Annotated in this window: 15 protein-coding genes; 5 read left to right on the top strand and 10 right to left on the bottom strand. The window is 43.7% G+C overall.

Annotated elements, in window-relative coordinates:
- Window positions 1-45 precede the first annotated feature (45 nt).
- From BJP34_RS00140 to BJP34_RS00125, 4 genes are all read right to left on the bottom strand, one after another.
- On the bottom strand, window positions 46-1,284 hold the full coding sequence (locus BJP34_RS00140; RefSeq protein ID WP_070390580.1) for a capsular biosynthesis protein: 1,239 nt from the start codon (window positions 1,282-1,284) through the stop codon (window positions 46-48).
- Window positions 1,285-1,359: 75 nt separating this feature from the next.
- The gene (locus tag BJP34_RS00135; RefSeq protein WP_070390579.1) at window positions 1,360-2,892 is read right to left on the bottom strand and encodes a GumC family protein; all 1,533 of its coding nucleotides are present in this window, start codon (window positions 2,890-2,892) and stop codon (window positions 1,360-1,362) included.
- Window positions 2,893-3,145: 253 nt separating this feature from the next.
- Window positions 3,146-4,207 (bottom strand): polysaccharide biosynthesis/export family protein, encoded by a 1,062-nt coding sequence (locus BJP34_RS00130; RefSeq protein WP_070390578.1) that lies wholly within the window; start codon window positions 4,205-4,207, stop codon window positions 3,146-3,148.
- Window positions 4,208-4,555: 348 nt separating this feature from the next.
- Window positions 4,556-6,223, bottom strand: coding sequence for an alkaline phosphatase family protein (locus BJP34_RS00125; protein WP_070390577.1), 1,668 nt, complete (start codon window positions 6,221-6,223; stop codon window positions 4,556-4,558).
- Window positions 6,224-7,521: 1,298 nt separating this feature from the next.
- Between BJP34_RS00125 and BJP34_RS00120 the strand changes: the two genes are divergently transcribed.
- Window positions 7,522-8,289, top strand: a complete 768-nt coding sequence (locus tag BJP34_RS00120; RefSeq protein WP_070390576.1) for a WecB/TagA/CpsF family glycosyltransferase — start codon at window positions 7,522-7,524, stop codon at window positions 8,287-8,289.
- 180 nt (window positions 8,290-8,469) lie between these two features.
- Here BJP34_RS00120 and queF read toward each other — a convergent pair whose 3' ends face one another.
- From queF to BJP34_RS00105, 3 genes are all read right to left on the bottom strand, one after another.
- A complete protein-coding gene (gene queF / locus BJP34_RS00115; RefSeq protein WP_070390575.1) occupies window positions 8,470-8,889 on the bottom strand; it encodes a preQ(1) synthase in 420 nt (139 codons plus the stop codon).
- Window positions 8,890-8,903: 14 nt separating this feature from the next.
- Window positions 8,904-9,326 (bottom strand): hypothetical protein, encoded by a 423-nt coding sequence (locus BJP34_RS00110; RefSeq protein ID WP_070390574.1) that lies wholly within the window; start codon window positions 9,324-9,326, stop codon window positions 8,904-8,906.
- A gap of 83 nt (window positions 9,327-9,409) precedes the next feature.
- The gene (locus BJP34_RS00105; protein ID WP_070390573.1) at window positions 9,410-9,775 is read right to left on the bottom strand and encodes a phasin-related domain-containing protein; all 366 of its coding nucleotides are present in this window, start codon (window positions 9,773-9,775) and stop codon (window positions 9,410-9,412) included.
- Between the two features lie 164 nt (window positions 9,776-9,939).
- Here BJP34_RS00105 and mnmA point away from each other — a divergent pair, with 164 nt between their 5' ends.
- The gene (mnmA, locus tag BJP34_RS00100; protein ID WP_070390572.1) at window positions 9,940-11,028 is read left to right on the top strand and encodes a tRNA 2-thiouridine(34) synthase MnmA; all 1,089 of its coding nucleotides are present in this window, start codon (window positions 9,940-9,942) and stop codon (window positions 11,026-11,028) included.
- Between the two features lie 203 nt (window positions 11,029-11,231).
- Here the strand turns inward: mnmA and BJP34_RS00095 are convergent, their stop codons facing one another.
- From BJP34_RS00095 to BJP34_RS00085, 3 genes are all read right to left on the bottom strand, one after another.
- Window positions 11,232-11,471 carry a 2Fe-2S iron-sulfur cluster-binding protein gene (locus BJP34_RS00095; RefSeq protein WP_070390571.1) on the bottom strand — a complete coding sequence of 80 codons (240 nt, stop codon included), beginning with the start codon at window positions 11,469-11,471 and terminating at the stop codon, window positions 11,232-11,234.
- A gap of 159 nt (window positions 11,472-11,630) precedes the next feature.
- Entirely contained in the window at window positions 11,631-13,121 is a 1,491-nt protein-coding gene (cobQ, locus tag BJP34_RS00090; protein ID WP_070390570.1) for a cobyric acid synthase CobQ, read from the bottom strand.
- A 72-nt stretch (window positions 13,122-13,193) separates the two neighbouring features.
- The gene (locus BJP34_RS00085; protein WP_083304924.1) at window positions 13,194-13,610 is read right to left on the bottom strand and encodes an Npun_F0494 family protein; all 417 of its coding nucleotides are present in this window, start codon (window positions 13,608-13,610) and stop codon (window positions 13,194-13,196) included.
- A gap of 257 nt (window positions 13,611-13,867) precedes the next feature.
- Here BJP34_RS00085 and BJP34_RS00080 point away from each other — a divergent pair, with 257 nt between their 5' ends.
- From BJP34_RS00080 to BJP34_RS00070, 3 genes are all read left to right on the top strand, one after another.
- Window positions 13,868-14,302: a peroxiredoxin gene (locus tag BJP34_RS00080; protein WP_070390569.1), complete on the top strand. Its 435-nt coding sequence runs from the start codon at window positions 13,868-13,870 to the stop codon at window positions 14,300-14,302.
- A gap of 129 nt (window positions 14,303-14,431) precedes the next feature.
- Complete coding sequence (locus BJP34_RS00075; protein ID WP_070390568.1) at window positions 14,432-16,414, top strand: response regulator; 1,983 nt, start codon at window positions 14,432-14,434, stop codon at window positions 16,412-16,414.
- 124 nt (window positions 16,415-16,538) lie between these two features.
- Window positions 16,539-19,400 (top strand): PAS domain S-box protein, encoded by a 2,862-nt coding sequence (locus BJP34_RS00070; protein ID WP_158516908.1) that lies wholly within the window; start codon window positions 16,539-16,541, stop codon window positions 19,398-19,400.
- The last annotated feature ends 86 nt before the right edge of the window (window positions 19,401-19,486 follow it).

Below are 19,486 nucleotides of genomic sequence, written 5' to 3'. Positions count from 1 at the left end.
ATGGTGATTTACCACCAGAGGTCTAGACAAACCCCTTGAGCATTGTTATTTTAGTCCCATCCCTACTACAACCAAACCAGGCCAGTAGAGGTAAGCTAATCCCTCTAGATTTTCCCCAAACGAGAACAGGATACAAACTAGTAGTATTGTTAGTGCTGTTGTGGCAACTTTACTCCTTTGAGCTTTAATTAAAAGCTCTATAAAAGTATAGACTATAGGGATTAATATTCCAATAAACCCGACGATTCCATGAGTATATAAAGCACCATACCAAGTGTGGTGGCTTCCAATAGGCATTTTAGCGACAACATCAGGGCCTTTACCCACTTTAATGGCATGACCCCAAATCGGTGCATCTTCTTCCCACTTACGGTGAGAAAGCCGAGCTAAGGCCGACCTAACCCGCGACGAAGCAGATCTTTGACCGGAAAAAGAGTCTTTCAAGTTTCTAGCTATCATTAGGAGTTGGGGACCAAATAGACCACCAATAAAACTCCCTATTCCTGCTGTAATTTGGATAGCGGGTTCGGTGAGATTTCCCAAAAATGTTACCAGTATTGGTATACCCACTAAGCAGATTATCCCCATCCGGGACACTGAACCCACAATTGCAGCAGCACAGCCAATCATACCAATAAAACGCCACTTTATGTCCGGGTCTCTACTACTCAGGAAAAAGTGTACGTTACAGGCAAATGCCAATGCTGGAGCCCAAGGCGCAAATAAGAAAAGGCGTGTTTCACCACTTTTTATCACGTAAGGACTTACGGCGTAGTAACGTTGACTGTTACCACCAATTTTTGCCATTAGGGTGCTAGTATACAAGGGCATCTCTAACCCAGTCAGACTTAACCCATAGGTAATTGGCACCAAGATCAGAGTTTGTAGGGAAAGGATAGAAATTGCTCTATAGATTATTTGTGGTCGGATGTTGAGGCAACCAATTAAAGGAAATAAGGCGAGAAGGGCCCAAGTTCTCAAAAAGGAGTTAATAAAAGATTTTATAGTTTTAACAGTTGAGAAACCCCAATCTAAATGACCCACAACTAAGGCTATGCCAATGACTGATATGCAAACAATCCAGACCCATACTCCAATGGGAATCCGAATCCTTTCTTCCGGTGGAGTATCTGATGTTTGCTGCCAAAGCTTTTTAATTAGATAAAAGGTTAGCAGCCAAGCTAGGGCTGGGGCAAAAACAAACTGTGCGCCTAAAAAAAATAATAAGTAGGTGGAAACTATATAATAGAAAACTACTTTTTCTTCAAAGTTTTGGGGTTTCATTAAAGCCTGCCTAATGGCTTAGGTTACTGGTGCCAGCCTATGATGTCTAGCTTGATAACAAGTGGATTAGTTGGATCAGAAATCTTTTCTTTGGTTCCCCATTGGCGATGTTAAGCTATTATTAGATGTTGTGAAGCTATTATTCGATGGTTGAGAACGTAAGGGTGGAACATCAGAATTAAACGATTCTACTTTGCCGTAGATTGAGGCTTCTGATTTACCTTGTACATGGGGACGTAACCAGAGTAAAAATAGTCCTGCACTAATTAACAATGAACCAGCTGTTGCACCAAGTAAAGCCGATGACTTTTTCGGTGCGATCGCGTCTGGGGGTAAGCTTGGTTCAGCTAGCAGCTGAACTTGAGGATAGGAAAGGGATTGGTTAAATCGACCAATCGCTGATTGAGTTAAGGTTGAAGCATAGATAGTTTCCGCAATGCGCATATTGCGTTCTAGGATCTCCATCCTCAAGGCATCCTGGCTCATTTGTCTGAGTTTGGCTTCCAGCTCAGCAATCTGGTTGGTTAATACCCACGCTCTAGCTTCCACACCCTCTTGCCGTGCTTGCACCTCAACAATTTGGCGTAGCAAATTTTCCCGGGAAGAACCAGTTTCAGGCCCAGAGTTAACACTGAGCTGGTCGATAATTGCCAAAGACATGGGGCGACCTAACAGAGCTTGACTACGCTGTAGCAAAGCTGCTTTAGCACTCTCTTGCTTGCTCTTTTCGTCCACTACAGATGGATGCTTGGAACCGTATTTGGAACTCAAAACCGTCAGGGCTGCGGTAGCCTGACTGTATTCCCTTAGGGTTTGCTGAAATATCTGGTCAGCCTTAAGTACAAAAGCATCAGCAGCTTGTCCAGACGACAACTTTAGATTAGCTGAGAGGTTGCTGAGATTGGCTTTTGCTTCTCGCCCTTGGGCCAACAAATCGATTTGTTGTTGTCGTAAACTTTCTATAGTGGATGATAGCTGGTTAACTTGTTCTTTAGAGTTCAATCCGGTTCTAGCTTTGTGTTCAGACAGGCTTCTCTGAATGTCTGCTAAATTTTTCTTAGCTGCCTGCAAATCAGCTTGAACTGGTAGCTGATTGTTTCCTACTTCTTCTTGCCTAAGTTGTTCAAGTCTATCCTCGAAAGCCTGGTACATAGCAAAAGCTTTCTGTTGGGCTTCCTCAGCAGAGTCTCCTTTGATTTCAAAGGCCATCATAGTTGAATTGTCAACGATTTTGACCCTAGGCTTGCCCAACTCTTCAGGGGACATGTTCAGGAAACTGGCAGCATCCTTCAGTACCGGCTTACTTTCAGCAATGAATTTCATCTTTTCCCTCGGGTCATGGGAGCGATCGCCAAATGGTGACCTAACATCTGAACTCGCTCCCCCTAATTCTGGGATATTAATTCTGGTGGATGAGCCTGAGACAGGAAGTGATACTCTCCATGTACTGGTATAAGTTGGCTGAGCTGATTTCAAATAAAAAAATGTTAAGCCCCAAATTCCGGCATTAATAGATATCCCTAAACACAAGTAAAATAGCCAACGTAGAGGCATGAGATTTGATTTTTCATAGGGATATGGGGCTATGGTCTTATAATTAGTAGTCATTGGAGCATCTCACCTGGCAAATCCACATTTTTAGTTTTAAGTTGTAGTCTTAAGTTGTAGTCTTAAGTTGTAGTCTTAAGTTATAATTTTTTATATTTTATATGATTAAAGACTTGGCAGATAGTTTTATAGCACTATCAAGCAATGGCTTAAACCCTTAGCCAATACACCCCTGATGAAGAGTCAGATCTCGTGAGCTTATAACTTGTGATAGATATATTAATTATAACATTTGAGCTATCCTAAATATGAATTAGGGTATAAATATGTCTTTAATAATCCGAATGGGATTGAAGATATCGCCAATAAAGTCAAAAACACTTTTGACATTAGTGACCGTTGAATCATAGCAAGCGACACTATCTCTTGGCATCAGCACTGGATTAACTTGGTCATCATTAGGCTTCTTAACCAAGTCCTCTACAGAACGTTCTATTGCCAAAGTTTCCCCAGTAGTACGGTCAGTTTGCAGTAACAGAGCACGGCGATCTGCATTTGTGCTTTGTGTACCTCCAACACAACTAGCAGCAATTACAGCTTGAGATAGACGGGAGCCATATTCAACTTCCTGGATTCTAAGCTCACGTCCATTATTGGGATTAGTCAAATTGGAGAGAAACACAGGAATAGTTGAGGGAGTAAGCTGGGAAGGTCTGGCTAGATAATATTGAGGCAACTCCCGAGTAGGAACAATGATTTGGTCTCCAGCAATCAAGGGAATATCTTCTACTGGTGATCCGCTGAAGACACCAGATAAATCAATGACCTGTTCTTGTTCACCCCGAACCAAGCGCACCTGTTCAATGTTGGCATTTGGTTTGATGCCACCAGCCGTTAAAATAGCAAAGGTTAGGTAGCGTTCTGGAGGATAGTCTCCTGAGACAGTAGCAATCGATGCCGGTAAGTCTCGACCTTTAGAATCCGTATCATTAATCAAAACCCGACCAGGTTCAAAAACAGCTCCTCCGACAGTTACCTGAATTGGAGCCCACTCAAACAGTTGAATGCTGACTTTAAGGAAATCAGGCTGAAAAAAGCCCCCTTCTAGCAAAGCCTTGACTAGGTCTTCCTCGATTTCTGATACTTCTCGACCCGCTGCCGCTATAGGGTCTAGGTAGGGAAACTTGATGTAACCATCCAAATTAACTTCATAGGTGGCACTGAAGCGTTCAGCTTCCGGGATTTCTTCTTCGCCAGCCACAAAGAGTCTAAGGCGATCGCCAGGAGACAGTGGTAGAGCCCAACTGGGAACTGATACACCTATTGCTGCTACGGTAGTAATTAACCCTGCTATCCAAAACTTGAGAATGGACATTGAAGAATCTGTGGGTTTACAACTATTACTTAGTGCTATTACTTAGTGATAACACTTAGTGATAACACTTAGTATAGGGGAGTTTCTGTGACTGTTTGAGTGTTGAGTGACGATCAACACTCAACACTCAAACATTCAACAAAAAACACTTAATCACATTGCGACTAACTAAACTATGTCAGTAACTATAGCGTTTGTATATAGGTTGTAAACAGCCGTATTGCCGAAAAATGCAAGAGGCAAGAGCCATCGATCAAAGAGGGGCAAGAGCTCCGGAGTTTTATGGCAAAATCACAAAAGACCTTCTAGGTTTACATCTCAAATACAAACGCTATGGTTAAGTTTAAGTTAACCAACCACAACAGTTTCTTTAATTGCCGAGAGGGGCTTACCCTGAAAATACTCAGGAATCGGCGCTCCCATCAAATTCAGAATAGTGGGGGCTAAATCTAGAGAATGACCAGCTGGTAAACTAGAACCTGGCTCAATATCTTGTCCTTGAATCACCAAAAAGCCATCAGAGCGGTGAGAACCAGTACGATTAAAGGGAACTGGACCAATCCGTCCAATATCGGGACTATCTACTACGTCAGTGGCATATTTTTCTTGCCAGATCACGACTAAGTCACCATCAGGTAATTTGGGACCAGTTTCAGTTGCCGATTGGCGGGTGCGGATAATTTCCTTCACCATTGGTTCCCCAGTGCGAGCATCTTTAAGCTGGTAGAGTTTTTGAGTCAATTCCTCACATACAGCATCGTACTGATCAGGGGCGACAATACCGTGAGGTTCCCTTCCCTGGAGATTAATCCTGATATATCCTTCCGAATAACTAGGCAACGCGAATGCTTTCATCTGAGGCCAGCAGGGTTGGTACCACGATGGACTCTGGAAGAAGAATGGATCGGATTCTGCCTGCATCTTGAACGGAGAAATGAGATCTGGTCCAGGAGTGGAACCAAACAAGGGTGCGATAGGATTGAAAAGTTTGGTAGGGAGTTGACGTCTTAAAAAACCTTTGAGTGGATTCGATTCATGCTTGAGGCTCCACACTTTACCCATCCAACCCTTTTTCGCCCTGGCATCATTGACTAGGGGTTCTGGGGGTTGACCATAGTTGCCACGACCAATGCCATATTTACCTGGGAAACTCCAGCGATAGAGAAATTCTGGCAGGAACAACATACTCGGTAGATCCATGACGTTAGACCCCATACCATGGGCAGCAAATACTACGACCTGGGCATTATCCGGGGCTTTGCTCACAATTCCACCAATGGCTTCGTCAATAGCTTCAAAAATTTCTAACACGGGATCTCCAGGGCATTTAGCACCTACAGATGGGTAGAGAGGATGATCCTGCTGACTCAGGTGCCAGAAGTAATGCCCTGCAGTATGGGTTTCACCAAAGATTGTTAAGAAGAAATCCCACGGCATCTGCTGCAACAAGTCTTGACAAATGGCACCCCGGCGTGCGATACCAATCTCCAGTTGTTCCTGAAGACCCTTGAGTGCTGCCACATCCATAATACTGGCATGGTCTTTGCGTAAGACAGGATGCTCACCATGCTTATCAATCAAATCCTGTAGCAAGGATTTGGGTATGGAATGACTAGGAGTCTGAGGAGAGTGAGCTCCCCAAGCAAGGACTTGCAACCCATTGACCTGATTGGAAAGGGGAGCTTGAGGCATATCAAAGACTGCCACCTGATAGTCATCTCCCAAGGCATAGAAGGGTTGATACTCAGCAAAGTCGTAGGCTTGAATGTCTTCTACTTCGTAAGTGCCTTCCTTAATTTTCAGAGGTGCCCAGTATCCTGTTTGCTCAGGAGAACAACCAGTGAGGAATGTTGTCCACGGAGTCTCAGCCCGGTAGTATTCGTATGTCTTTAGACGTCCGTAAGATCCCTGTTCTCGTAAGCGACGCAGATTTTTCAGATGCCCTTGAGATATCCATTGCTCTATCAAGGCAGGGTCGGCAGCATCCAAGCCAATGGCAATTACTGGGTTTCTCATGGTTTTGGTTGGTAGATCTGTGGGTAATTTTCTGGTAGGTTAATTAGTGTGCCTAGTTTAGCTCAGCATCTAACCCTACAAATAACAATAGTCGGCTTCACACAGATGAAGGTTGAAGGATCGATGAATCTTAGAGTAGACTTTTATAAAGTTTCTGTAAAGACTACTGCTATCGATCACACTATGTAGTCTCATTGTATAAGTAGCAAAGAGTTGAGGCATTTGTTAGCTCGACTAATTCTCAGACTCGGCTGGTGAGCTACTACCTGCTAAAAAATCTTCTTAAAATAAGCCATAAACCTGATCAAGACTACCTGATCAAGACAACGACTCGTGATCAGTAAAAACTACCATCGTTAGCTCATTTATGTAGAGTCGATGAAGGCTATTTAAAGATTTTATTAAGCTCAGAGAAAATACTAGCCGGGACTCGCCCATAGGCTATGATATTAATGGTAAAATCAACCATTAACTAACCATCAATCAACCATAAAGGAGGACTGGTGCAACCGTAAAAACCAGTAGTTTTAATTAAAGTAAATACCTAATACATAACAACTAAATTAAGCATAAATCAAGCCTAAACCAGGCTATCCTTACTAAGGATTATAGAAAGGAATTGACTTGAGGTTTTTAAGCTCTAAACATCTAAGCAGATCGGGATTTACTAGGAGGATATAAAACGTAATTCATTCCTAGACAGACTGATTGATTAAATCAGAGTTGACTCTAATCTATAACGTTATGATTAGTCAGCAATTATCCCCTCGATACGATCTAGTTCACGGTGTGACAATTAGATGAAATATTTCGTTAAATAATTAACACTGTAATGATCGAAATTAATCGCTTATTAACACAGTACACTAGAGCTTAATGCTAATGCCAAAATAGATTTATGTCAAATTTATGAGATAGTTGTTATAAAACCCTGGTGTAATCTACATCAAGGGATTACTGTTTTTTTGATTAGGGAATATCTATAGGTTCAGCTATCTATAAAACAGGTGCGACCCGTGGCGAATTTAATTACGGGTCAAGGGCACCTAAGGGTATTTACCAATTTTTCAGAGCTACTATAGTCAAATTTATAGTCAAATTACTAATACTGTGATAATGTAATTTTATTCTTTCCCAAATAAAATCTTGTTCGAAACAGTATCAAGCTAACTTGGTTAGCTGATCGGTAAATGGTAAATTGACTGAGTTTGGTTCCAAGTCTGAAGATTGTTGGGAAAAACTTGACTGTTTTTATTGCTTATCCCTTAGTTAGGAGAGACATCGTCAAAAGGTGAAACATGAGAGAAATAGTCAAAATATTAAACTTAGAGATTGATAATATATCAAAGTCAGAGCTTTTAAAGCGGCTCGATAGCGGGGTGATTTTTACTCCCAATGTCGATCACTTAGTCAAGCTACAAAAAGACCCTGAATTCATGAAGGCATATCGAATTGCCGATTATAGATTATGTGATAGTAAAGTTGTGTATTATGCGTCGAGATTCTTGGGGTCACCCATACAGGAAAAAATTTCTGGATCTGACCTTTTTCCAGCTTTTTATGATTATCACAGAAACAATGAGACTATTAAAATATTTCTCTTAGGTGGACGAGAAGGAGTCGCTAAAAAAGCTCAAGAAAATGTCAATGCTAGAGTTGGCAGAGAAATTGTTATCGCTGCGCATTCCCCATCATTCGGATTTGAGAAGAATGAAGCTGAATGCCAAGAAATCATAGAAATGGTTAAAAACTCTGGAGCTACAGTACTAGCTGTGGGGGTTGGTGCGCCTAAACAAGAAAAGTGGATACACAAGTACAAAGATCAACTACCAAACATTAAAATATTTATGGCAGTAGGTGCGACCCTTGATTTTGAAGCAGGAACCAAACCAAGGTCGCCTCTATGGATGAGTGAGGTAGGATTGGAATGGTTACACAGGCTATTATCTGAACCGCGACGGTTGTGGCGGCGATACCTATTTGATGCTCCGGTCTTCCTTTGGTTAGTGTTGAAGCAAAAACTCAAGAGTTATCTGTTGCCACCAGCTAGGGTCAATCTGAATTGAGCCCAAGTTACATCGTTTCGGTTTATATCGAAATGGTTTGGAGGAAAACCTCGAAGATCCAAAGGACAGGAACCGAGGGAGGGACAAAATTGACCATTCAGCCATTCTCTTAGGTCACTGACCAAGCTAACTGGATCCTCAAGATTACCAATTACTGATTACCGATTACTTTTGTACTAATTACTTTTGGTGTCGCACTTCTACAACGGTGTGAACATTACCGCGTGGGTTATAATCCCCCTTGATGGTGACTTCTTCTGGGTTACAGGCGGCTACGAAGTCATCTAAAATTTGGTTTATACTCTCTTCGTGGGAGATGTAGCGATCGCGGTAGGTATTGATATACAACTTAAGCGCCTTTAGTTCTACCACCAGTTCATTGGGAACGTAGGTGATGTAAATTGTGGCAAAGTCCGGATAACCAGAAAAGGGGCACTTGCAAGTAAATTCCGGTAAGGTGATGTTTATGTGATAGGGACGACCGATACGGGGATTTGGAAAGGTAATAAGTTTGGCTTGGGCAATTTCCTGTTCACCGTATTTAATCTGGGGTGTATCTACTTCTGGTGATGCTTGTTCCTGGGTAAAGGAATTACTCATTGGTTTTGCTAGGATTAGAAACGATTTGAGGAATTTCTAGGATGGGATTCCCAGTCAGGACAATCTTCTGTGTCCCAACCATAGGGATGCATAGCGCAGACTAATAAATTTCCACCATAGGCTTGACCGTGATAATGACGGCAACCTATGCAGGCTGGATGTTTCTGTGAGGATGGTGTCACGGAATCAGGAAAATCCTCGTCTGTTTCACTGACCATAACCTCAAAGTCAAAATAAATCTCAACAAACGGTTCAACAATATCTTGCAAACACTGGTCAATGTCCGCACCAATGGCATTGTCTACCTGATTGGCAAACTCCTCAACTTCATTGGCAAACTCCTCAACCGCCTCACTGACACCCTCGAAGAACTCATCGACCATATTAGCCACTGATTCGAGGGTTTCAAAAATACTTTTAGACCAATCATCTTCCATAGTAAATAGTTACTCAACCACCATGATGTGCTAAACCAGTGTTGTTGACAAGTTGATTATAAGTGCTAGATAAGTGCTATAAGTTAGCGCTTGAGCCGACGTAATTCTTCTTGCATAGCTTGCACCTGCTCGCGTAGTTTGTCAACATTCTGCTCTTGGGGTGGTGCTGATTCTTCTTCATCAGCAATAATCTCAATCCGGCGCGGCTCAGGTTTAGGATCATTAGGCTGAGCTTGAGAGGATTGCTGTTGCCCCTGTTGCACTAAATCTTCCACCAGTTTACGGGCTTCCTCGGTAGTCATTTCCCCTTTTTCTACCAGTTCATCTACCAGTTTCTGAGCTTGACCTCGCACTTCTGACAAGGTTCCCCCAGCTTTCTCCCCTGCAGCAGCAGCTATACCAACGCCTAGATAAAACGCTTTTTGAACCAAATTTCCAAAACCAGCCATGAACACTGATACTCCGAGAGTTCTCCTATTACTCTATGATTCCAGGATAGGAGTGAAATCCCACTTTGCCCACTCGACTTAAGGTAGACGGACTTAAGGGTCAGCAGGATTACAATAATACTATACAATTCCATACCTCCCTAAGGTAGAAATCTGTTGAGTTCATGAATAAAGTTGTTGTTGGCTTGTCTGGCGGAGTAGACAGTTCCGTAGCTGCCGCCACCCTCTATCACAAAGGATACGAAGTTGTAGGATTGACCCTTTGGTTAATGAAAGGGAAGGGTCAATGCTGCTCTGAGGGAATGGTCGATGCAGCGTTTATCTGTGAACAATTAGGGATTCCCCACCATATTGTGGACAGTCGCGATGTTTTTCAGGAAAACATTGTGGATTACTTAGTGTCAGGTTACCAATCGGGGATTACTCCACTGCCTTGTTCTCAGTGCAACAAGGCAGTGAAGTTTGGTCCGATGCTGACCTATGCCCATGAGACATTGGGGATTGATAAAATAGCCACAGGTCACTATGCCCGGATTACTTATGATGCTGAATGCGATCGCTATCAATTGCGGCGAGCAATAGACTTGACAAAAGACCAATCATACTTCCTGTATGACTTGACTCAAGACCTGCTGGCGGCTTCCCTATTTCCTTTGGGAGAACTGAAGAAAACAGAAACGCGACGCCTTGCTGCTGAGTATAATCTCAAGACTGCTGATAAACCAGAAAGTCAGGACTTGTGTTTAATCGAATCCCACGGTTCCATGCAGAAGTTCCTGGACAAGTATATTTCCCAAACCACAGGTGACATCGTGGACTTGGATGGAAATGTGGTAGGGCAACATCAGGGAATTCACCACTACACCATTGGACAACGGAAAGGGCTAGGTATAGCTGCTCCCAATCCCTTGTATGTGATTGCCCTAGATGCAGCCAGGAATCGGGTAATTGTAGGGGAACGCCACCAAGCCACCCAACCTGAATGTACGGTTCATCGGGTCAATTGGGTATCGATTCAGGAACCTACTGTTCCGATTCGAGCTTCTGTGCAAGTTCGCTATCGCTCACCTGCTGTACCTGTGAATGTGATTCCTCTAGAAGGAAATCGGATCAAATTAGTTTTCGATGAACCACAATTCAGCATCACCCCAGGACAGGCTGCTGTTCTGTATGACGGGGAGCTAGTGCTTGGAGGTGGCATTATTGAGCAGTTACCAGGGAAAATAGCAAATGGCAAATTGGTTGAAGGTTGAAGGTTGAACGCGATGGACGAAGTCCCGCTTTCAGCGATCGCGTGGCCTTTAGGCCAAGGTTGTCTGTCAGAATGCAGAATGCAGAATGGTGAATTTAGAATTTAGAATTCCCAATTCACCATTCTAAATTCTAAATTCTAAATTCTAAATTCTAAATTCTAATAGTGACCTTGACAAACGCCAATTGCCATGGTATTAATAGACTACCAATTGGTGTCAGAGTAGAGATTAATCGTCAGCTGTTCATAACCTGCAGGTACAGCAGTGATACAAGAACAGACAGTCGGTCCATTTTCTATCTCTACCTCACAGGCATGACAAGAACCCATCAGGCAACCTGTGGCAATGAACACACCAGCACGTTCAGCCACTAGAAGGATGGGTTCTCCGACTTCGGCCTCAACTGTCACATCATCTGGTAGAAAGCGAACGCTTACACTCATGTTTGATTAGTCATTTCATCTGTTAGTTTTTTATTGTTAATTGTTTAGTTAATTGTTTACGTTTTAATTTATATTTTCCCTTAACGATTTTCCAGTTTCCATTTTCCCTTCTCAAGTTTACTTTTCACTTTTTAAAAAACTCATCTGATAGTTAACGGTCTAAGACCTTAAAATCGGGGTTAAATCAAGATGAGATTCGATAGTATCAGCCAGTGAATTCAAAAGCGCTTCTCGTTGTTCCCGATAGTTGACAACCCCAGTAGGGAGAGAAGGTAGCCCTCGTCTGGAGCGCAGTTGATTCAACCAGGCACGTCGCCAAGGACTATTGTCAAACATGCCATGGAGATAGCTGCCCCAAATTGATTGATTCACGTCAACAATTCCCAAACCATGGTCATCGAATAACGCTCGATAAGCAGATTTATTGTCTCCCATCTCTGCCTCCAACATTCGGGAACGCCCCTGATGAATTTCGTAACCAGTAATGGGTAAGCCAACTTGGGGATAATTAGAGGTCACCATCCGTTGACGGGCAACTTTGCCACTAGTAATCAAGGTTTTTAACGGCAACAAGCCTAATCCTGGATGACGTCCCTGTTTACCCTCTAATCCATCGGGATCAACTAGGGTTTTGCCTAGCATTTGGAATCCCCCACAAATTCCCAAAATGGTCCCACCTGAGGCAGCATAGTTTTGAATCTGCTCAGCCATGCCACTTTTTTGGAGTACCATCATATCCGCAATGGTAGTTTTCGTGCCTGGGAGAATCACTGCATCTGGATATCCCAAGGTTTCATTTGGTGACAGATATTTCAAAAAGACGCTGGGTTCAGCTTCGAGGGGGTCAAAATCAGTAAAGTTAGAAATTCGAGGTAAACGAATTACTACGATAGTGACTTCCTGATTGGACTTGTTCCTGCTGTTGCGATCTAGTAAGTCAAGGGAATCTTCAGCGGGAAACAGTATATCAATCCAGGGAATAACTCCAACAACAGGAATACCAGTGCGTTCTTCTAACCATTTTATCCCGGGTTCGAGCAGCGATCGCTGACCCCTAAACTTATTGATCACGACACCTTTAATCAACGCTCTCTCTTCTGGTTCGAGCAGTTCGAGAGTACCGATTACGTGAGCAAAAGACCCTCCACGGTCAATATCTACCACCAGCAAGGTGGGAGCTTTGAGGTACCGCGCCACTCGCATATTGGTCAAGTCGCGGTGCTTGATATTAATTTCTACTGGGCTACCAGCTCCCTCGCACACGACTAAATCAAACTCATTGGTTAAGCGTCGCAGTGATTCTTCAATCACCTGCCAACCCTTATCAAAGTACTTCTCGTAGTAATCCCCAGCACTAACCTTCCCTACGGCTTTACCCATAAGAATGACCTGGGAGGTCATGTCACCTTGGGGTTTGAGTAAAATTGGGTTCATTTCCACACAGGGAATCACACCTGCAGCCCAAGCTTGTACGGCTTGGGCATGTCCAATTTCTCCACCATTGGGTGTAACATAGGCATTTAGAGCCATGTTCTGACCCTTAAAGGGACACACACGCCAGCCTTGTCGCGAGAGCAGGCGACATAGAGCTGTGGTTATCAAGGATTTTCCTGCGTGGGATGTAGTACCCACCACCATAATCGCTTTCATAATTCAGGGTTAGGGCGTCAGAACTAGCCTAGATGATCAACAGATGAGATATCACCCTGTCACCAACTTGATTTAAATCGACAATCTTAGCCAGCGATTCAAGGTATGATGGAGTCGATCTGATAATGAGGGTGGAGGTAAGGTTTCTCCAAGGCCTTCCCACTTTTCTAACAACTGACGACCCAAAGGTGTCAATCGAAAACTATCCGTAATTCCCTGACCGTCTACTTCTCGACGTAATACACCCACTTGAATCAACCACATTAAATCGTTTTCTACTACCAATTCCGACCTAGGGCGCGTTGTGTAGTTTCTCTCGACACCTTCAAGACCTACTATAGATAAGAGTGGAACACTGTTAGAACGCATCGCTGCCAATAAAGGCATCTGGAATGGCAAACAGCGCATTGCTTGCTCTGCACGCTTAGTAGTTCGGTCAGGATATTGAATAGGCTGGCTACCTTGAGACTGAATTGAAGTTCTTGCCACAGTTACTAAATCTCAGAACTATACTGACCGCCGATTATTTCTATATTAAGGGTTTTTTGACTTTAGAGGCCAACCTCTGGTGGTTTACTCTAGAAATTTTTTAATTTATTCAAGACCTAGGACAAACTGGGCAACAAGCGTGCTTATGTATAATGGTCCTTACAGAGAAGGCACCCTGAAAGTCGAGTTACTAGGTAAGTCGTATTACTGTAAACTTTATACATAAGTTCAGTATATTTCTATAGGAAACCAAAGTTATGGCTCTTCAAGTTGGCGTGGATGCACCAGCATTTACTGTCAAAGACGACGAAGGCAATACCGTTTCACTGTCCGACTTTGCGGGGAAAACTGTAGTGCTTTATTTTTACCCCAAAGACGATACTCCAGGGTGCACCAAGGAAGCCCAAAGCTTTCGGGATAACTACACTGAGTATCAAGGTAAAGACATGGTGGTACTCGGTGTCAGTATGGATGATGAGGCATCCCACAAACAATTTAAGGAAAAGTATGGTCTGCCTTTCACCCTGCTAGCGGATACGGATGGCTCAATTACCAAGGCTTATGATGTTGATGGTGGGGGTTACTCCAAGCGGGTAACCTACATTATCAACGGCGAGGGCAAAATTACTCAGGTTGATGAGACCGTAAAAACGGCTACCCACGCTCAAGATATCTTGGCAGCCATGGGCTAAACTAAGTCAAAAGCCTCAAACTTCGTCTAAATTTTTGTGAATTTGGGCGAAGCAGTGATTATTTATCTAATCTATATATATAAACTAGAAACTAACCAATCCCCTTGGTGCTGGAGCTGTTAAGTCCTCGTGAGAATCCTGCTAGTAGAAGACGATGAAGGTATTGCCAAAGTAGTAACGGCAGCGCTAGCTAGTCAACATTATCAGGTTGATCTAGCTACAGATGGGGATGAGGGCATAGAACTAGCAGAGATATTTAAGTATGACTTGATTTTGCTAGATTGGATGCTGCCCAAGCTCAAGGGGATTGATTTGTGCAAGCAGCTGCGAAACGCACGCGATCGCACTCCGATTATACTCCTCACTGCCCAAGACACCAGCACTAACAAAGTCGAAGCTTTAGACGCAGGAGCAGATGATTATTTAGTCAAACCCTTAGACATACCTGAATTATTAGCCAGAATTCGCGCAGTGCTGCGCCGCAGCAGCACCCCTCTACTCCCTGTGCTGGAGTGGGGATTGCTCCATCTTGACCCCAGTAACTGCCAGGTCAGCTACGATCAGGAACTGTTGCATCTGACACCTAAGGAGTATGGTCTAGTAGAGTTGTTTTTACGGAACCCCCACCGCATCTTTAGCCAAAGTTTCCTGCTAGATAATCTCTGGTCTTTTGAAGAACCCCCTACAGAAAATGCGGTTAGAGCTCATATCAAAAGTTTAAGGCGGAAACTCAAGCAAGCTGGAGCCAAAAATGATTTAATTGAAACCGTCTACGGCTTGGGGTATCGGCTCAGACAACCGCCTGAGGAAGGTTCAGCTCAAACAAAGACTGAGAAAAACAAAGGCAAAAAAGTAGCTAAAAAGACACCATCTAACCTGAAACAATCAAAGAGCAAGAGTGATAGTTCCGTTTCCCCAGTCCCTAAGGCTCAATCCCAAGAACCAAAGCAATCAGGATTAAGTGCTATTTGGGAGCAGCAGAAGTCAAAGTATATCAAGCGGATCAATGTATTGGAGCAGTTGGTGACGGCTTGGCGAGATGGTGACGACTGCGGAAAATTGGAACAGGAGGCTTTACGGGAGGCACACACCCTAGCTGGTTCCCTCGGTAGCTTTGGTTTTGATCAAGCTTCTATCAAATCCCGTGAGATTGAGCAGATATTGCAATCTGGGAAAAAAGGTAGCAAAGAGACAATAGCACATCTGTCTAAACTAGTGGTAGAACTACGACAACAACTAGAGACAGAGCCTAACCTTCCAAAACCTACAGAAAGTCTCCCACTCCCAACTTTCCACTCCCCATTCCCTATTTCCCACTCCCCACGACTACTGATTGTGGATGATGATGTAACACTAGCGCAAGGGTTAGCCTCAGAGCTAGCAGCCTGTAAAATGCAGGTTGAGGTGGCGGGTGATATATCTCAAGGGAGAAAAGCAATTGCTGGTAACCGCCCCGATGTGGTACTACTAGACTTGTGTTTTCCTGAATCATTGGGAAATGGTTTCGAGCTGTTAGAAGAACTGAAAACAACTAAGCCCCCTGTACCTGTTGTAGTATTTACGGCTCAAGAGAGTTTTGCTGAACGAGTTAGAGTGGCTCGTTTGGGGGGAAGGGGTTTTCTTCAGAAGCCTGTAGCACCTCAAAAGGTGATGGATGCGATCGCTAAAGCGTTGCAACAATCTGGTCCACCACAGGCAAAGCTATTGATTGTTGACGATGACCCTCAAATCCTGGATCAGCTACGCACTGTCCTAGAACCTTGGGGATTTCAATTGACTTTGCTAAACGATCCACAACAGTTCTGGGAGACCATAGAGGAGTGTACTCCTGACTTACTGATTTTGGATGTGGAAATGCCGCAGTTTAGTGGTATTGACCTGTGCCAGGTGGTACGCAATGACCCTCGCTGGGGAGAGTTACCCGTGTTGTTTCTCTCTGCTGTTCAAGATGCTGAAACTGTGCAGCAAGTGTTTATGGCCGGGGCTGATGATTACGTACAAAAGCCAATCAGGGCTCCGGAGTTATTGGCTCGGGTGTTGAATCGCATTGAGCGCAGCCGACTAAGACTTAGTATAATAGCACAGAAGAATAAAATGTTGTCAGATAAATAAATAACCCTGGTCAGTTAGTGGACGTAGAATTGGCAGATCGGACATAGTAGAGTTGATCACATTTTATTCACAGTTGATGGTTAACGGTTGACTGTCAGCAATCATGTCAATTGTCAACCTAATTATGATCAATTTCTTTGACTATATCTTATTGGCCGAAACCTTTATTCCCCAAGGTAACTGCTACCTTGGGCAGCCTAACGTAATCTGGCTACACCTGATCAGTGATTCCCTAATTACCCTAGCCTACTATGTGATTCCCATACTGCTAGTGTACTTGATTAGGCAGCGGCAGGATCTGCCTTTCAAGGGACTCTTGATTTTGTTTGGGGCGTTTATTATTTGCGGTGGCACCACTCACCTGATCGAACTATGGACTGTTTGGGATCCAGTTTACTGGCTATCAGGCTCTATTAAAGCAATTACAGCTATAGTTTCTGTCTACACTGCCATAAAATTATACTCTATTCTACCTCGAATCCAAAATTCACCTAGTCTGGCTGGACTTGAGCAGCTCAACCAGGAGCTAAAATCTCAAATTGAAGAGCGTATTTTGGCAGAGCAATCCTTACGGAAACGTGAGCAACGCTGGCAATTGGCACTACAGGGAGCTAATCAAGGAATTTGGGACTGGAAGCCCAAAACCAATGAAACGTTTTTCTCCAGCCGATGTAAAGAAATTCTGGGGTATGATGAAAACTACGACATCGGAAACTATAACCATCAATGGTGGACACACATCCATCCCGATGATGTAGACCAGGTGATCAAAGCCATGGAGGATCACTTAGCCCAGAAAACCTCCTATTACGTTCAAGAGTATCGCTTACGGTGCAACGACGGCAGCTACAAATGGATTCTTGACCAGGGACAAGCACTTTGGGATGAAGCAGGTGATGCAGTGCGGGTGGTTGGCTCAATTACCGATATTAGCGATCGCAAGCAGACAGAAGAAGCATTTCTTGAAAATGAAAAGGCGCTGAAGTCCAACCAAGACCGGCTCGACGCAATTATGAGTTCTCTTCAAGACGTGGTGTGGTCAGTATCACTGCCTTCTGGGATACTGCGCTATGTTAATATCGCCTTCGAGCAAGTTTACGGTCGCCCAACTTTCGAGCTATTCAGCGATCAAGACAACCTCTGGCGACAGTTTATTGTCCCAGAAGATTTTGAGCGTGTTGATAAGGCATGGCAAGCTGTTCAAGAAAACCGTCGTCAATCGTGGGATTTAGAATATAGAATTCAGCTCAGTAATGGAGAAATTCGCTGGCTGAATGATCGCGCTCATGTGGTTATCCGTGATAATGGCACCTCTGTACATCTTCACGGCATCACTACGGATATCACGAAGCGTAAACAGCAAGAAGCTGAACTGCAACAACTCAATCGAGAATTGCAACAACTCAATCGAGAATTAGAAATTAGGGTTCAACAGCGCACAGCTGCTTTACTCGAAAGCGAACAACGATTCCGCTCGTTGTTTGAATCTGCCCCAGATTTTATCCATATCTTAGATACTCAGGGCATGATTGAGCAAGTGAACCCGGCTGTCATCCAGCAGTCAGGTTATTCTGAATCAGAATTGATCGGTAATCGCTTAGAAGAGTTTTTTACCCCCACATACCAAAACATTTGCCAGCAACAGTTTCCAGTTTTACTGGAGCAGGGAACCCATCGTCAAGAAATTGAGTTTGTCTGCAAAAATGGGACAATTCTTACCACAGACTTATCTTGTTCAGTGGTTCATGATACCGAAGGAAACATTAGCTATATCTTAGTGTTGCAGCGAGATATTACTTCACGCAAACGATTTGAACAAGAACGGACCCAGTTAATTGCTAGCTTACAGGAATCAGAGCGACGGTGGCGCAGCCTTCTCGAAAATGTGCGACTGGTGGTGGTGGGACTAGACCGACAGGGGAAAGTCGAGTATGTCAATCCCTTTTTCCTAGAATTGACTAAGTACACAGAAGCAGAAGTTTTAGGCAAGGACTGGTTTGAAAACTTCCTGCCCAATTCCCAGCAAAAGTTAGTAAAGCACTACTTCCAGGACATCCTAGAGCCAGACTTTCAATCCCACTATCAGCACTCGATTCTAACTAATTCAAAGCAAGAAAAAATTATTGCTTGGAATAATACCCTACTCCAAAATGTCCAGGGAGAGGCAATTGGCACCATGAGTATTGGGGAAGATATTACCGAGCGCTACGCTATTGAACGGATGAAAGATGAATTCACCTCCGTGGTTAGCCACGAACTCCGTACCCCCCTAACCTCAATTCATGGTGCCTTGAACCTATTATCAACTGGTCTAATTCAACCTCAGTCTGAACGAGGACAGCGTGTGATTGGCATTGCCGCTGACAGTGCTGAGCGTTTAGTGCGACTAGTTAACGATATTTTGGAACTCGAACGTCTCGAATCTGGTAAGATCCGTCTGTCGAAGCAGCCCGTAAATGCAGCTGAGTTGATGGTTAAAGCTGTTGATCAGGTGCAGGTGATGGCTAATCGAGCTGGGATTAAATTGGAAGTCTCGTCCCAAGCCATTGAAGGTGAAATTGAATTCGAGGCTGATAGCGATCGCATTATTCAAGTCATAACCAATTTACTCAGCAATGGGATTAAATTTTCAGACAGAGGTTCTAGCCTATGGTTAACAGTGGAACTGCCACAGCCAGAGGAACTAGAAACCAACTCACCCCCTGACCCAAACAGTCCAACGATCTTATTTACTGTTAAAGACCAAGGTAGGGGAATTCCTGCTGACAAACTTGAAAGCATTTTCGGGCGTTTTCAACAGGTTGATGCCTCCGATGCCCGTAAAAAAGGAGGTACAGGTTTAGGGTTAGCGATTTGCCGTAATATAGTGGAGCAGCACGGAGGCAAAATCTGGGTTGAGAGTACTGTTGGTGAAGGCAGCAGTTTTTATTTTACTTTACAAAGAATCAACGATGCTGAAAGCCCCGTGTCTTTAGACCGGGGATGAAAGCGAGATGGTGGCTTTAGCCGCCGTTAAAAATATTCAGAGATTTTCCGGAATCTTGTAGAATAAAATAAAGCAGTTAAAGGTCG

Origin of the sequence: Moorena producens PAL-8-15-08-1 (genome assembly GCF_001767235.1) — a bacterium.
Taxonomy (GTDB): Bacteria; Cyanobacteriota; Cyanobacteriia; order Cyanobacteriales; family Coleofasciculaceae; genus Moorena; species Moorena producens_A.
The sequence above is the reverse complement of the archived record's forward strand: the minus strand, read 5'-3'. Positions and strand labels throughout refer to the sequence as shown.

Bases quoted from the DNA above. Each gene is read 5' to 3' on its own strand.
- BJP34_RS00140 (WP_070390580.1), bottom strand. From the start codon at position 1,284: ATGAAACCCCAAAACTTTGAAGAAAAAGTAGTTTTCTATTATATAGTT.
- BJP34_RS00135 (WP_070390579.1), bottom strand. From the start codon at position 2,892: ATGACTACTAATTATAAGACCATAGCCCCATATCCCTATGAAAAATCA.
- BJP34_RS00130 (WP_070390578.1), bottom strand. From the start codon at position 4,207: ATGTCCATTCTCAAGTTTTGGATAGCAGGGTTAATTACTACCGTAGCA.
- BJP34_RS00125 (WP_070390577.1), bottom strand. From the start codon at position 6,223: ATGAGAAACCCAGTAATTGCCATTGGCTTGGATGCTGCCGACCCTGCC.
- BJP34_RS00120 (WP_070390576.1), top strand. From the start codon at position 7,522: ATGAGAGAAATAGTCAAAATATTAAACTTAGAGATTGATAATATATCA.
- queF (WP_070390575.1), bottom strand. From the start codon at position 8,889: ATGAGTAATTCCTTTACCCAGGAACAAGCATCACCAGAAGTAGATACA.
- BJP34_RS00110 (WP_070390574.1), bottom strand. From the start codon at position 9,326: ATGGAAGATGATTGGTCTAAAAGTATTTTTGAAACCCTCGAATCAGTG.
- BJP34_RS00105 (WP_070390573.1), bottom strand. From the start codon at position 9,775: ATGGCTGGTTTTGGAAATTTGGTTCAAAAAGCGTTTTATCTAGGCGTT.
- mnmA (WP_070390572.1), top strand. From the start codon at position 9,940: ATGAATAAAGTTGTTGTTGGCTTGTCTGGCGGAGTAGACAGTTCCGTA.
- BJP34_RS00095 (WP_070390571.1), bottom strand. From the start codon at position 11,471: ATGAGTGTAAGCGTTCGCTTTCTACCAGATGATGTGACAGTTGAGGCC.
- cobQ (WP_070390570.1), bottom strand. From the start codon at position 13,121: ATGAAAGCGATTATGGTGGTGGGTACTACATCCCACGCAGGAAAATCC.
- BJP34_RS00080 (WP_070390569.1), top strand. From the start codon at position 13,868: ATGGCTCTTCAAGTTGGCGTGGATGCACCAGCATTTACTGTCAAAGAC.
- BJP34_RS00070 (WP_158516908.1), top strand. From the start codon at position 16,539: ATGATCAATTTCTTTGACTATATCTTATTGGCCGAAACCTTTATTCCC.